13 protein-coding genes and 1 pseudogene are annotated in these 12,365 nt (G+C 71.8%); 5 read left to right on the forward strand and 9 right to left on the reverse strand.

What is annotated here, in order from left to right; all coding sequences use genetic code 11:
- The 3 genes from BHU15_RS01425 to BHU15_RS01435 all read right to left on the reverse strand — a co-directional run.
- Positions 1–413, reverse strand: a 413-nt coding sequence (locus BHU15_RS01425; RefSeq protein WP_171908295.1) for an ABC transporter permease, incomplete at its 3' end; no start/stop codon positions are given.
- Positions 410–1,480: an ABC transporter ATP-binding protein gene (locus tag BHU15_RS01430; protein ID WP_079127806.1), complete on the reverse strand. Its 1,071-nt coding sequence runs from the start codon at positions 1,478–1,480 to the stop codon at positions 410–412. The genes BHU15_RS01425 and BHU15_RS01430, both read right to left, overlap by 4 nt.
- 211 nt (positions 1,481–1,691) lie before the next feature.
- A complete protein-coding gene (locus BHU15_RS01435) occupies positions 1,692–2,342 on the reverse strand; it encodes a PadR family transcriptional regulator (RefSeq protein ID WP_069625484.1) in 651 nt (216 codons plus the stop codon).
- A gap of 235 nt (positions 2,343–2,577) precedes the next feature.
- Here BHU15_RS01435 and BHU15_RS01440 point away from each other — a divergent pair, with 235 nt between their 5' ends.
- Both BHU15_RS01440 and BHU15_RS01445 read left to right on the forward strand, forming a co-directional pair.
- Entirely contained in the window at positions 2,578–3,162 is a 585-nt protein-coding gene (locus BHU15_RS01440; RefSeq protein ID WP_069625485.1) for a sigma-70 family RNA polymerase sigma factor, read from the forward strand.
- Positions 3,159–3,917, forward strand: a complete 759-nt coding sequence (locus BHU15_RS01445; RefSeq protein WP_069625486.1) for an anti-sigma factor — start codon at positions 3,159–3,161, stop codon at positions 3,915–3,917. Before BHU15_RS01440 ends, BHU15_RS01445 begins: the two co-directional genes overlap by 4 nt.
- A 46-nt stretch (positions 3,918–3,963) precedes the next feature.
- Here the strand turns inward: BHU15_RS01445 and BHU15_RS01450 are convergent, their stop codons facing one another.
- The 5 genes and pseudogenes from BHU15_RS01450 to BHU15_RS01470 form a co-directional block, all read right to left on the reverse strand.
- Entirely contained in the window at positions 3,964–4,767 is an 804-nt protein-coding gene (locus BHU15_RS01450) for a DUF1295 domain-containing protein (protein WP_069625487.1), read from the reverse strand.
- Positions 4,764–4,913 (reverse strand): annotated as a pseudogene (locus BHU15_RS42240) (SAM-dependent methyltransferase); the annotation flags it as partial. The gene BHU15_RS01450 and the pseudogene BHU15_RS42240, both read right to left, overlap by 4 nt.
- An 89-nt stretch (positions 4,914–5,002) precedes the next feature.
- Positions 5,003–6,307 carry an SAM-dependent methyltransferase gene (locus tag BHU15_RS01460; RefSeq protein WP_069625489.1) on the reverse strand — a complete coding sequence of 435 codons (1,305 nt, stop codon included), beginning with the start codon at positions 6,305–6,307 and terminating at the stop codon, positions 5,003–5,005.
- On the reverse strand, positions 6,304–7,050 hold the full coding sequence (locus tag BHU15_RS01465; protein ID WP_069625518.1) for a DUF1365 domain-containing protein: 747 nt from the start codon (positions 7,048–7,050) through the stop codon (positions 6,304–6,306). The genes BHU15_RS01460 and BHU15_RS01465 overlap by 4 nt, the downstream gene beginning before the upstream one ends.
- Before the next feature lie 17 nt (positions 7,051–7,067).
- A complete protein-coding gene (locus BHU15_RS01470; protein WP_069625490.1) occupies positions 7,068–8,360 on the reverse strand; it encodes an NAD(P)/FAD-dependent oxidoreductase in 1,293 nt (430 codons plus the stop codon).
- Between the two features lie 187 nt (positions 8,361–8,547).
- Between BHU15_RS01470 and BHU15_RS01475 the strand changes: the two genes are divergently transcribed.
- From BHU15_RS01475 to BHU15_RS01485, 3 genes are all read left to right on the forward strand, one after another.
- The gene (locus BHU15_RS01475; RefSeq protein ID WP_079127807.1) at positions 8,548–10,173 is read left to right on the forward strand and encodes a molybdopterin-dependent oxidoreductase; all 1,626 of its coding nucleotides are present in this window, start codon (positions 8,548–8,550) and stop codon (positions 10,171–10,173) included.
- Between the two features lie 67 nt (positions 10,174–10,240).
- A complete protein-coding gene (locus tag BHU15_RS01480) occupies positions 10,241–10,894 on the forward strand; it encodes a fasciclin domain-containing protein (RefSeq protein ID WP_069625491.1) in 654 nt (217 codons plus the stop codon).
- 43 nt (positions 10,895–10,937) lie between these two features.
- A complete protein-coding gene (locus BHU15_RS01485) occupies positions 10,938–11,897 on the forward strand; it encodes an ADP-ribosylglycohydrolase family protein (RefSeq protein ID WP_069625492.1) in 960 nt (319 codons plus the stop codon).
- An 81-nt stretch (positions 11,898–11,978) separates the two neighbouring features.
- On the opposite strand, the gene BHU15_RS01490 is transcribed toward BHU15_RS01485, so the two are convergent.
- Positions 11,979–12,263, reverse strand: coding sequence for a DUF6355 family natural product biosynthesis protein (locus BHU15_RS01490; RefSeq protein ID WP_023542824.1), 285 nt, complete (start codon positions 12,261–12,263; stop codon positions 11,979–11,981).
- Positions 12,264–12,365: the final 102 nt, after the last annotated feature.

The following is a 12,365-nucleotide window of genomic DNA, read 5'->3' on the forward strand; positions in this document are numbered from 1 at the left end:
CCGCCCGGGTAGTCGGCGCCGCCGAGCTTCCCGAGCAGCAGGATGATCACGGACTGTACGGCGGTGCTGATGCCGTTCTGCACGACGTTGGCGTTCATCAGCGCGCTGCGGCTGACCGGCGTGGTCAGAAAGCGGTTCAGCGTGCCGCGTTCGATCTCCTCCAGCGTGCCCATGCCGGCCCACATGCTGGAGCCGAGCGCGCTCATCACCACGATGCCCGGGATCAGATAGTCCAGGTAGGAGGTGGTGCCGAAGCCGCCCAGCTCGACGACCTTCTTGAAGAGGTTGCCGAAGAGGAAGAGCCAGATCACCGGCTGGACCAGCTGGATCACCAGGAAGACGGGCTGCCGCACGAGCGCCATGAGCTGACGCTGCGTCATGTACCAGGTCTGGGTGAGGACTTGGGTGCTCATCGGGCGCCTCCGGCGGCAAGTGCGGGGACGTCGGACCCGTCGGTGGACCGCTGGGCGTCGGCCTCGGCGAAGCGGCGTCCGGCGTAGCGCAGGTAGACGTCGTCCAGGGAGGGCCGGGCCACCGTCGCGGCGGCGACGGCCGCCCCGGACCGCTCCAGCGCGGCGAGCAGCGCGGGTACGGCGGCCGCGCCGTCGTCGGCCCGGACACTGACCCTGCGCCCGTCGACCTGGATGTCGCGCACGCCGGGCAGCAGACCCAGCGCCCCGGCCAGCACCGTACGGTCACCGTCGGCACGCAGCTCCATGTGCACGGCGTCGCCGTGCAGTTCGCCCTTCAGCTCGTCCGGAGTGCCCTCGACCACGACCCGGCCGCGGTCGACGATCGCGATGCGCTCGGCGAGCCGGTCGGCCTCCTCCAGATAGTGCGTGGTCAGCAGGATCGTCAGGCCCTCGTCGCCGGCGAGCCTGGCAATCTCGTCCCACATGGCCGTACGGGCCTCCGGGTCGAGCCCGGTCGTCGGCTCGTCCAGGAACAGCACGTCGGGTCGGTGGACGAGGCCGAGCGCCACGTCGAGACGGCGCCGCATACCGCCCGAGTAGCCCCTGACGGGTCGCCCCGCCGCGTCGCTGAGGGCGAAGCGGTCGAGCAACGCGTCGACGCGCGCGGTCAGTTCGGTGCCCCGGAGGCCGTAGAGACGGCCCTGGAGCACCAGGTTCTCGCGGCCGGTGGCCATCGGGTCGGCGCCGGAGCGCTGGGCGACGACCCCGATCGAGCGGCGCACCCGGTCGGGGTGGCGCAGGATGTCGTGCCCCGCGACGGTGGCGGTGCCGCTGTCGGGGCGGGCCAGGGTGGTGAGGATCTTGACGGTGGTCGACTTGCCGGCGCCGTTGGGTCCCAGCAGTCCGAGGACCGTGCCGGCCTCGACGGTGAGGGACATCCCGGTGAGCGCGGTGACATCGCCCGGGTAGGTCTTCACGAGATCGCGCGCCTCCACGGCGGGCGCCCCGCCGCTGGAGCCGGGATCGGTTCTGCGGTGGTTACTACGGTCGTCACTGCGGTCGGTCATGACAGAGCTCTCCTGTGGTGAACGGCTCCGACCAGGCGGAACCGGTTCGCGTGAAGAGCGCCGGGCTATCCTTGGTGTGCCGCACCTCGACGGCCGGAGCGCTTTCACGAGCGGTCAGGTCTGGGGTTCGTCACCCTGGCGGGGCTGGGCCAACAGCGCCGCCAGGGCTTTCTCGTCCGGTCTTCTCACTGCGCCCGCTTCGGCGCCCGTCTCAGGGCGCCGGCGGGTGCTCACCCTCCAGCTTCCGCCACTCCTCGGGCGTCTCGCCCGTCTCGTGGAACCGCCGCCAGTCGTCGATGCCGGTGAGCGTGCCTTCGGCCATCTCCCTCAACAGGCCCCGGATCCAGTCGGCCTGAGCGGCCGTCATGTGCAGTGCGTACTCCGTCTCCACGACGAAGAGCCGGGGCAGCGTCCTGCCGAGCTGCGCAAGAACCGCGCGGCCGGCCGCGTACTCGACGTCGAGCTTCGCGAGCCGCTCCTCCAGCAGCACCACCACCTCGTCGGGCGGCAGGACGCCGACGAGCGAGAGCGCCGTCTCGAAGAGCGGGAACTCGCGTGCCGGTACGGCCACGAGGTCGGCCAGCCAGTCGAGCATCTCCTCGCGTCCGGCCCCGGTCAGGCCGTAGAGGGTGCGCTCGGGGCGGTTGCCCTGCCGCTGGACGTCGGCGACCTCCACGTACCCGTGCTTCTCGAGGTTCTGGACCACGGTGTAGAGCGAGCCGAAATTGATCTTGACGCTGTTCTCCTTGCCGCGCTGCCGCAGCGTCCGCGCGATCTCGTACGGATGCATGGGCCGCTCCGAGAGCAGCGCCATGACGGCGAGGGCCAGCGGATTGCTGAGTTTGCGCCGTTTCACCCCCATGTCACGCCCTCCTCCCCGCCACCCGGTTACCCCGATACGAATACTCGGCCGCGAACATATCGCGACTATCCGAACGCGGTCAACCACGTTATATCGCGAATTTGACCGGTCGTGACACCATCGGGCGAAGGCCGGACCAATCCCTGACGAACGCGGCTCCGAATAGGCGGTGAAACCGTCCGCCCTGCCGGGCGGCAGGAACGCACGCACGCCCGCACCGTGGAGGAACAGCCGCGTGAAACAAGCCGTACATATCGGCGGCCCCGCTTCTGCCGGGCCGGACCTGCAAGAACTGCTGGGCCAGGTGGCCCGGGGCGACCAGGCGGCCTTCGCCCAGGTGTACGACATGGTCTGCGGGCCCGTACTCGGACTCGTCCGCTCCGTCCTGCGCGATCCCGCCCAGTCCGAAGAGGTCGCCCAGGAGGTCCTGCTCGAAGTCTGGCGCAGCGCCCCGCGCTTCCAGGCGTCCCGCGGCAGCGGTATGACCTGGGTACTGACCCTCGCCCACCGGCGCGCGGTGGACCGGGTCCGCTCCGCCCAGGCGTCCAGCGACCGCGAGCACCGGGCGGCGCTGCTGGACCGGACACCGGCCTTCGACGAGGTGACGGAGCAGGTCGAGTCCCGTCTCGAGCGTGAACAGGTACGGCGCTGTGTCCGTACCCTCACCGAACTCCAGCGCCAGTCGGTCACGCTGGCGTACTACCAGGGGCTCGCCTACCGGGAAGTGGCCGAACTGCTCTCCGTGCCGCTCGGCACGGTCAAGACACGACTGCGCGACGGACTCATCCGGCTGCGCGACTGCCTGGGGGTGAACGCATGAGCAGCACAGCCGAACTGCACACGTTGACCGGCGCCTACGCGCTGCACGCCTTGGCGCCCGACGAGCGCGCCGAGTTCGAGCGGCATCTGGAGGTGTGTCCGGCCTGCGCCCAGGAGGTACGCGAACTGGCCGCCACCACCACGCGGTTGGGCCTGGCCGTGGCGGTGACGCCGCCGCCCGCGCTCAAGGAGCAGGTGCTGCGGCGGATCGCCACCGAACGCCAGGAGCCGCCCAAGGTAAGCCGGGAGTCACGCGGCGCCGGCGGCGGAGCCGCCAGGGGGCGCGCGCTGTCGCGCTTCGCGCTGGCCGCGTGCCTGGCCGCCGCCGCCGGTTTCGGCGGGGTCGCCGTGTGGCAGCACCAGGAGGCCCAGGACGCCCGCGCGCGGGCGTCGGACTCGCAGCAGCGGTCCGAGGCACTGGCCGCCGTACTCGCGGCGCCCGACGCCAAGATCCGTACGGGCGAGCTGTCCGACGGGGCGACCGGCACGGTCGTCGTCTCGCAGGCCAGGGACAAGGCGGCGTTCATCGCGTCGGGCCTGCCGAAGCCGCCCGGCGGCAAGGTCTACCAGCTCTGGTTCAACGACGACGGCACGATGCGTGACGCGGGGCTGCTGGACCCCTCCGCGTCGTCGGACTCGGTGCTGATGGCCGGTTCCGTCGGGGAGGCGTCGGGCATGGGCATCACGCTGGAACCGGCGGGCGGCTCGCCGCAGCCGACCTCGGACCCGCTGGCGCTGATGAACTTCCCCACCTGAGCGGTGCGCGGCCCGCACCCCTGTGGACAGGAGTGCGGGCCGTAGATCAGCCCTTGCGCGGCGGCAGCGGCAGGAAACCACTCGTACGGGCGGCGTAGTCGGCGAAGCCCGGCCGCCGCGCCATGTGCCGCTCCAGCAGCCGCTTCCCGCTCCCGCCGATCAGCAGGAAGCTCATCACGAGCGGGCTGACGAGCGTCGCCGCCGCGACCACGGGATCGTCGCAGACGATCAGGAACAGCCCCCACCAGACACAGAAGTCACCGAAGTAGTTCGGGTGCCGGGTCCAGCTCCACAGGCCGCGGTCCATGATCCGCCCCCGGTTCGCCGGATCGGCCTTGAACCGGGCGAGCTGGGCGTCGCCGACCGCCTCGAAGACCAGCCCGACGAGCCAGAGGGCGCAGCCCACGTACGCGATTGGGCCGAGGCCGCCGGGGAGGTACAGCGCGGCCAGTACGGGCAGCGAGACCAGCACGACCAGCAGCCCTTGCAGCAGATAGACCATGCGCAGCGCGTACAGGTTCCGGCTGCCCGGCGCCTTGGCGAGCATCGCCTCGTACCGCGCGTCCTCGCCGTGCCCCCACCCCCGGCGGGCGATGTGGACGGCCAGCCGCAGCCCCCACACGGCGGTCAGCACGGTGACCAGCAGCCGGCGCGCGTCGTCCCCCTGTCCCGCCGACACCGCGTAGCCGGTCACGGCGACCGCCGTGAAGGCGACCCCCCAGGCGATGTCGACGATCCGGTGCAGGCCCTTGCCGACGGCGACGGCGAAGGTCACCAGCATGACGGCGAACGCGGCGAGCACCGCGAACCCGACGCCCTGGCCGAAAGCGCCCCAGGGATATCCGTTCACCGTGTCCCGCCTTCCCGCGCGTACCAGTCCCGCGGCGTGAGCGGCATGTCACCGCTCCCCCGCCCCGAAGGGCGTACGGCCAGGATCTGGTCCACGCCCATCCGGCCCTCCTCGAACGCGAGGGCGCCGTCCCAGGCGCGCAGCCGCAGCGGCAGCCGGGCGCCGAGGATCCGCTCGGCGAGCGGGAGCAGCCGGTGCGCGGCTCCGGTACGGACGGCCGTCGGCCTGATACCCGTCATCGGGTCGTTCCTTCCCTGGCAAGCACCATTTGCTGGACGTCGAGATAGCCGGAGCGGAACCCGGCCTCGGAGTAGGCGAGATAGAAGGTCCACATCCGCCGGAACGTCGCGTCGAAGCCCAACGCGTCGACCTCCGGCGCCCGTTCGGTGAACCTCTCGCGCCACAGCCGGAGCGTCTGCGCGTAGTGCGGCCCGAATCCGTCCCGCTCGACAACCCTCAACGACGTGTGTGACGCGGTCAGTTGCTCGATCGCCTCGACGGAGGGGGTCAGTCCGCCGGGGAAGATGTACTTGCCGATCCAGGTGTGGGTGGTGCGTGACGCCAGCAGCCTGTCGTGCGGCATCGTGATCGCCTGGAGCGCGATCCGTCCGCCGGGCGCGAGCAGTCTGTCCAGGGTGGTGAAGTACTCCGGCCAGAACTCCTCCCCCACCGCCTCGATCATCTCGACGCTGACGACGGCGTCGAAGGTGCCCCGCACCTGCCGGTAGTCGCGCAGTCGCACCGTCACCCGGTCCGCGAGGCCGGCCGCCGCGATCCGTTTCTCCGCGAGGGCCAGCTGTTCCTGGGAGAGCGTCACGGTGACGACCCGCGCGCCGCGTGCGGCTGCCCGGATGGCCAACTCGCCCCAGCCGGTGCCGATTTCGAGCAGCCGGGTGCCGGGGCCGACCAGCGCCTCGTCGAGGAGCCGGTCGATCTTGCGGTGCTGCGCGGCCGGCAGCAGCGAGGCGTCGGCGGGAAAGCCCCGGAAGAGCGCGGAGGAGTACGAGAGGGTCTCGTCCAGGAAGAGGGCGAACAGCTCGTTGGACAGGTCGTAGTGGTGGCTGATGTTGTCCCGCGAGCCCTCGGGGGTGTTGCGCTGCGCGTCGGGGCGCTTCAACGCCCAGACCCTGCGCAGCCGTTGGAGCGGTGCGGGCACGAGCACGGCGGCGTTCTCGGCGAGGACGGTCAGGACGGCGACGAGGTCGTCGGCCTCCCACTCGCCCGCCATGTACGACTCGCCGAAACCGATCAGACCGGTGGCACCGATCCGGCGGAAGAACGCGTGCGGGTCGCGCACGTCCATCAGCGGTCCGCCGAGGCCCAGCGTCTCGCCGTCCCCCAGCCTGACCCGCAGCGCGAGCCGGGACAGCGCGTGGCGTACGACCCGCTCGGCGACGGCCGTACGCAGCCAGGAGGCCCTCGGCGGGCGGGCCACGTCCGGCCAGCGCCGCGCGTCGACGGCGAACGCGGGCGGCGCCTGCGAGCAAGGGGCCGACGCGTCGGACGACGCCGGGGGCGTCAGGGACTCGGACACACTCATTTCACACCCTCCTGGGGGCGGTGTCGGGGACGGGGCCGCACGGGCAGACCGCGCAGATACAGACGGATGCCGTGGTAGCGGATGGAGGCGGAGACGACGGCGGTGGACAGCGGGTGCCGCAGCGCCGCCCGCAGCAGGGCCCACGCGGTCGCCTCGCGGCGTACGCCCCGTACGGTCGCGGTGAACGGCCGCCCGCCGTCACGCTCCAGATGGACCGTCAGCTTCAGGCGCTCCGCCGGCTCGGGCAGCCGCATCCGGTAGCCGCCGTCGACGGGGAAGAACGGCGAGACGTACAGCTCCTTGTCCACCCAGAAGGTGTTCTCCTCGCCGTCGGCGCCCTCCTCGCCGGGCCGCAGCAGATAGCAGTGCCGCTCGCCGTACGTGTTGTGCACCTCGGCGACGACACACAGCGGCGCGCCGCCGGGCGCGTGGCACCAGTACAGGGTCAGCGGGTTGAAGACATGGCCGAGGACCCGGGCGTGGGCGAGCATCACCACCGGCCCGCCGCCGAGTTCGACGCCGCGCGAGGCGAGGTACGTCTCGAGTCCGGCGCGGATCGTCGGCGCGGTGCCGCCGAAGTGGTCGCGCGCGTCGAAGCGGGCCAGTGGGCGCAGCACGCGCGGCAGCCGGGGCGGGCGGTCGGGGTCGATCAGCCACAGGTAGGTGCGCAGCCGCACGTCGTAGCGGCCGGGCGAGGTCCGTACATGCGTGACGGTGCAGGGATAGAGCGCGGGAGGGGCCACGGAGGGGGTGCGGGCGGTCACCACGTCACCCCCAGCGCGGCGGCGGCGTCGACACCCGAGCGGCAGCCGTCCTCGTGGAATCCCCAGCCGTGGTACGCCCCCGCGTACGCGGTGACGGATCCGCTCAGCGCGGGGAGCCGGCGCTGTGCGGCCACCGACTCCGGGGTGTAGACGGGGTGTTCGTACGTCATCCGGGCGAGCACGCGGGTGTGGTCCACATGATCGGCGGCGTTCAGCGACACCACGAAGTTCTCGGGGGCGTCGAGGCGTTGCAGCCGGTTCATGTCGTAACTGACCCGTACCCGGCCCGCGTTCGCGGCGCAGGACGGCATGGTGAGATTCCAGGAGGCGCGGGCGCGGCGGGCGCGCGGCAGGACGCCGGTGTCGGTGTGCAGCAGGGTGGCGTTGCGTGAGTAGCGGAAGGCGCCGAGCACCCGGCGTTCGTCGTCGGTGGGGTCGGCGAGCAGCCGCAGGGCCTGGTCGGGGTGGACGGCGACGACGACGGAGTCGTGGCGCCGTGCCGTGCCGTCGGCGGTGGTGATCTCCACACCGCGCGGATCACGTCGCAGGGACCGGACGGGCGCCGCCGTGTGGACGGAGTCCAGCTCCTTGGCGACGCGTTCGACGTACGCGCGCGAGCCGCCGCTGACGGTGCGCCACACCGGTGAGCCGGTCACCGACAGCAGGCCGTGGTGGTCCAGGAAACGGAAGAGGTAGCGGGCCGGGTAGCGCAGGGCGGTCCCGGCGTCGCAGGACCAGACGGCCGAGACGAGCGGGGTCAGGAAGTGCGAGACGAAGTACGGCGAGAAGCCGCCGTCCGCGACGAAGCGCCCGAGCGTGGTCGTCTCGTCGGCCTCACCCGCCTCGCCCCCCTCATGGGCCAGCAGCCGCCGCGCCCGGCGGTGGAAGGCGGGTACTTCGGTGAGCAGCCGCAGATACCGTCCGCGCAGCACATGGCCGGGGCGAGGGAAGAGGCCCGGCAGCCCCCGGGCGCCGGCGTATTCGAGCCCGCAGCCGTCGCACCGTACGGACATGCTCATCTCCGACTCCTGGGTGGCGACACCCAGTTCGCCGAAGAGCCGCAGCAGCAGCGGATACGTGCGCTCGTTGTGGACGATGAATCCGGAGTCGACGTGGTGCACCCGGCCGTCCGACGACGCGAGGTCGTGCGTGTGGGCGTGGCCGCCGAGCCGTGGCTCGGCCTCGTACAGCGTCACCTCGTGCGTGCGCCGCAGTACGTACGCGGCGGTGAGTCCGGCCACTCCGCCGCCCACGACCGCCGTACGCCGGCGTCCGTCCTCCCCGCTCATACAGTTCCCTCCGGTCCGGCTTCGGGCATGGCCCCTCGGGGAGGATTCGAGCCACGGCGGCCGACGGATTGGTGTCGGGAGCGATCTTTCTTCTTCCGGTCCGACTTTTAATTCGTACGGGTGACAGACCAATCCGCCTGGCATCTCGCACCGAATGGCCGGTGTGAGCGAAGATCCGAAAGACCCGATGAGCGAGGCCGGCCAAGTGCCGCGTGGCGTACGAGTGGTGCGCGGCGCGCTGGCCGCGCTGAGCGGGTTGATCGCCGGGCTGGTGGCGCTGTGCGTCGCCGAGCTGGTTTCGGCGGCCGTACGGCCCGAGGCGGGGCCTGTCACCGCGGTGGGCGGTGCGGTCATCGACCGCACCCCGGCAGCGGTGAAGGACTTCGCCGTCCGGAACTTCGGGAACGACGACAAGCTGGTCCTACAACTGGGCATCCTGGCCCTCCTGGCGCTCTTCGCCATGGCGGTCGGAGTGGCCTCGCTGCGGTACCGGAAGGTCGGCCCGGCGGCGGTCCTGGTCTTCGGCGCGATCGGGGCACTGGCGGCGGTGGAGCGGCCCGACGGCCGTGTCTCCGACGCCCTGCCCTCGGTCGTGGGCGCGCTGGTGGCCTGCGCGGTGCTGTATCTGCTGGCCGGCCGGCTCGCCTACCGTCCGTCCCCCGATGGGGATCGGGGGACGGACGGGGCCGCCGCCGACGCGGCCCCGGTCACCCCTCCCGGCTCCTTCGACCGGCGCGGATTCGTCATCGCCGCGACGGCCGCCGCGGCGGTCTCGGCCGGAGCGGGCGTGCTCGGCCGCCGGCTCAACGCGTCAGGGGCGGCCGAGGCCGCGGCCTCACGTGAGGCCGTCGCCCTGCCCGCCCCGTCCTCAACGGCCCGGCCGATACCGGCGGGCGCGGATCTGGGCGTGCGCGGCCTGAGTTCCTTCACGACGTCCAACAAGGACTTCTACCGGGTGGACACCGCCCTGGTCGTACCGCGTGTGGATGCCAACAGCTGGCGCCTGCGCATCCACGGCAAGGGCGTCTCCCGGCCGCTCACCGTCAGCTTCCAGGACCTTCTCCGACGGGAGCTGATCGAGCGGGACATCACGCTGACCTGTGTCTCCAACGAGGTCGGCGGGCCGTACGTGGGCAACGCCCGCTGGATCGGCGTCCCCCTGGCCGATCTGCTGGCCGAGGCCGGCGTGCGGCCGCCGTCGAAGGGCGGTCCCGCCGACCAGTTGGTGTCCCGCTCCGTGGACGGCATGACCATCGGCACCCCGGTCGACACGGTCATGGACGGCCGGGACGCGATGCTCGCGGTCGGCATGAACGGCGAACCCCTGCCGTTCGACCACGGCTTCCCGGTCCGCATGGTCGTCCCCGGCCTGTACGGATACGTGTCGGCGTGCAAGTGGCTGGAAGACCTCGAACTGACCACGTTCGACGACTACGACGCGTACTGGGTCAAGCGCAGCTGGTCCCGCGAGGCGCCCATCAAGACCCAGTCGCGGATCGACACGCCGCGCCCGTTCGCCTCACCGAAGGCGGGCAAGGTGCCCGTCGCCGGAGTGGCGTGGGCGCAGCACCGGGGCATCGAGCGGGTCGAGGTACGCGTCGACGGCGGCAGCTGGAATCCGGCCAAGCTGGCCGCCGAGGACAGCGAGGACACCTGGCGGCAGTGGCTGTGGGAGTGGCCCGCCACATCCGGCAGCCACACCCTCGAAGTCCGCGCGACGGACCGCGACGGCAACACCCAGACGGACAAGCGCGTGGGGACCGTGCCCAACGGCGCGACCGGCTGGCACTCGGTGGTGGTCGCCGTCGACTGATCCCGCCCCACCGCAATTCCACACGACACCCCTTGTCTCAACCGCACCACCTTCCAAGGAGATTCACATGAAGATCACCCGTTTCCAGCGTGCCGCCGTCACCGTTGTCGCCGCCGTCGCCCTCCCGCTGGCGCTCACCTCCTGTTCCAGCGACGACAGCAAGGACACCAAGTCGGAGTCCTCGTCGGCGGCCGAGAACACGGCGGCCCCGGAGGACACGGCGGACGACGCGGCGGACGACAGCGCGGACGCGCCGTTCGGCCCGGCCTGTGCCTCAGTACCGAAGACCGGCCCCGGCAGCTTCGACGGCATGGGCCAGGCGCCCGTCGCGACCGCCGCGTCCAACAACCCGGAGCTGTCCACCCTGGTCGCCGCGGTGAAGAAGGCCGGCCTGGTCGACACCCTCAACACCGCCGAGAACATCACGGTGTTCGCCCCGACGAACGACGCCTTCGCCAAGATCCCGAAGGCCGACCTGGACGCGGTCCTCGCTGACAAGGCCATGCTGACCAAGATCCTCACCTACCACGTCGTGGGCGAGAAGCTGGCCAAGAAGCAGCTGGAGAGCGGCACGTACGACACCCTCCAGAAGACCACGCTGACGACGGCGGGCTCGGGCGACGAGTACAAGGTGAACGACTCGGCGAGCGTCGTCTGCGGCGACGTCCCGACGGCCAACGCCACGGTGCACATCATCGACACGGTGCTGATGCCGAAGTAGTCCCACATCCGAGGGGTCATTCCGGCCGCCCTATCCTGGCCGGATGCTCCCCTCGGATCAGCCGCCCCTCGCGGGTGGCACAGCTCGAACGGACCGGGTGCTCGGAGCGGTCGTCGGCTCAGCCGTCGGCGACGCGCTCGGGGCACCCTTCGAGTTCGGCCCCGCCGGCGTCTACACCGCCCGATTCCCCGACGGCGTCGGCGAGATGTGCGGGGGCGGTGGCTGGGATCCGGGCGAGGCCACCGACGACACGCAGATGGCGGTGCTGATCGGGGAATCGCTGCTGGAGCGGGGCGGCCTCGAACTGCCGGACATCTTCGGCCGGTTCCGGCGGTGGGCCGGGGCCGACCCCAAGGACATCGGACTCCAGACGGAACAGGTCCTGCTGAGCGGCGATCCGTGGGACCTCGCGGCCCCCATCCACTTCCAGAGCTCGGGACGGGCCGCCGGCAACGGCTCGTTGATGCGCGCGGCCACACCCGCCGTGCACTTCGCCACCGCCGGCCGCGACGCCACCATGGCCGCCGCCCGACGGATCGCCGCGCTCACCCACGGCGACGCGGCGGCCTGGGAGGGCACGGCCGTACTGCACGAGCTGATCCGGGTGGCACTGGACGGCGCCGATCCGGTGGCCGCCGTGCCGGACACCCTCCGCCACGTACACGAGGACCACCGTCCGCGCTGGGCGACCGTCCTCGCCCCCGGCTGGCACCCGGACGACGCGACGGAGTTCAACGGCGCGGTGTGGCCGTGTCTGGGCTCGGCGCTCTGGGCACTGCGCACGACCGGCTCGTTCGAGGCGTCCCTGGCCGCCGCCGTCGATCTGGGCGGCGACACGGACACCGTGGCGGCAGTCACCGGGGCGCTCGCTGGCGCCGTGTACGGCTTCGCCACGATCCCCCGGCGCTGGACGGACCCGCTCCATGTTCCCCTGCCCGGATACGGCGACCGTGTGCTGCGTACGCCGGAACTGGCCCGGCTCGCGGAGCAGTTGGCGGCCTGACGCCCGGCTCCCCACAACGCCGCAGGGCCCGGACAGCAGCTGTCCGGGCCCTGCGGTGGCACGTTCACGCGTGTGTCGGTGTCAGCAGGTGCGTCCCACGTACCACGCGTCGCTGACCTTGCTCTTCGAGCCGAGCCAGGTGACGCCGGGGCCGACGCACTGCTCGTAGTTCCAGCCCGAGACCTCCACCTCGATGACGACACGTGAGCCGTCGTTCGTGCAGTGGTTGTAGTACGAGTCGCTGGACGACGAGTAGTAGCCGCACGGCGTCGCGGCGGCCGACGGGGCGGCGGTCGCCGCCGTGGACATTCCCAGGGCCAGGGCGACGGCGCCGACCAGGGCGGGGAGGGACTGACGAACGCGCATGCGGCTACTCCTTGTTGATGGCGGGAGACCCGGGCACCGACATCGGTGCGCACGCAGAGCATCGCATCAACTACCGCCAGTCACCGATCCATTCGGCCGCGC

Source organism: Streptomyces niveus (assembly GCF_001723055.1).
Taxonomy (GTDB): Bacteria; Actinomycetota; Actinomycetes; order Streptomycetales; family Streptomycetaceae; genus Streptomyces; species Streptomyces niveus.